Raw genomic sequence first — 1160 nt, forward strand, 5'->3', positions numbered from 1 at the left:
GCGCGAAAAAGAAATCTATGGCTTACCTCTGCTTCGCTTGGGGCTAAGCAGGGGATTCCCAATTTTGCGCAACGGCTTGCCAGGCCAGCGCAGCAAAAGAAAAGCCGCCCTGCCACGTGAATGGCAGAACGGCTGAGCGCGCGCCTTGCATAGGAACCGGCGCGAGGAGGGTCAGCGCATCACAAAGGGATCCGGGATCGCCTCATCGCTGGTGCGCAGCCAGACGGATTTCACCTTGGTGTAATCCAGCGCCGCCTGCAGCCCGCCCTCGCGCCCGTGACCGGACAGGCCGTGGCCGCCAAAGGGCGCAATCGGGCTAACCGCGCGGTAGGTGTTAACCCAGACGATGCCTGCCCGGATGCCCCGGATCATCCGATGCGCCCGGGTGAGGTTCCGGGTGAACACGCCAGAGGCCAGACCAAAGGCGGTGCTGTTGGCGATCTCCAGCGCTTCCGCTTCGGTCTCGAAAGTGACCACCGACAGGACCGGGCCAAAGAATTCAGTCGACAGGCAGGGCGCCTCCGGCGCGCCGGAGCAATCCAGCACCGTGGGCGGGAAATAGAAACCCTCCCCTTCCGGCACGGAGCCGCCGGTGACCAGTTTGGCACCCGCCTGCAGCGACGCCCCGATCAGCCGCAGCGCATGGTCGCGCTGTTTGAGTGTGCAGAGCGGGCCGACCTCAGTGGCCATGTCATCCGGCGCGCCAATCACCACCGCTTCGGCCTTCTCCTTCAGCCGCTTGAGGAACGCGTCCTTGATTCCCTTCTGGATCACCAGCCGCGAGCCTGCGACGCAGCTTTGCCCGGTGGCGGCGAAAATCCCCGAGACCTGCGCGTTCACGGCACTTTCCAGGTCGGCGTCGTCAAACACGATAAAGGGCGACTTGCCGCCCAGCTCCAGCGAGGTGGAGGCGAGGTTTTCCGCCGAATTTCTCACGATATGCCGCGCCGTCTCCGGCCCGCCGGTGAACGCCACATGGGCCACTTTCGGATGGCTGGTCAGCGCAGCCCCGGCCTCCGGCCCGCCGGTGATGACGTTGAAAACACCGGGCGGGAAACCCGCCTGATCAAAGATCCGGGCGAATTCCAGCATCGGAGCGGGGCCTTCCTCGGACGCCTTCAGCACCACGGTGCAGCCCGCTGCCAGCGCCGGGCCGATTT

1 protein-coding gene is annotated in these 1160 nt (G+C 65.3%); it reads right to left on the reverse strand.

Annotated features, from left to right (window positions below; all coding sequences use genetic code 11):
* Window positions 1–171 precede the first annotated feature (171 nt).
* A partial coding sequence (locus tag A2I95_RS40515) for an aldehyde dehydrogenase family protein (protein ID WP_291737960.1) occupies window positions 172–1160 on the reverse strand: 989 nt, incomplete at its 5' end.

The sequence above is a fragment of the Leisingera sp. F5 genome (assembly GCF_001593695.1).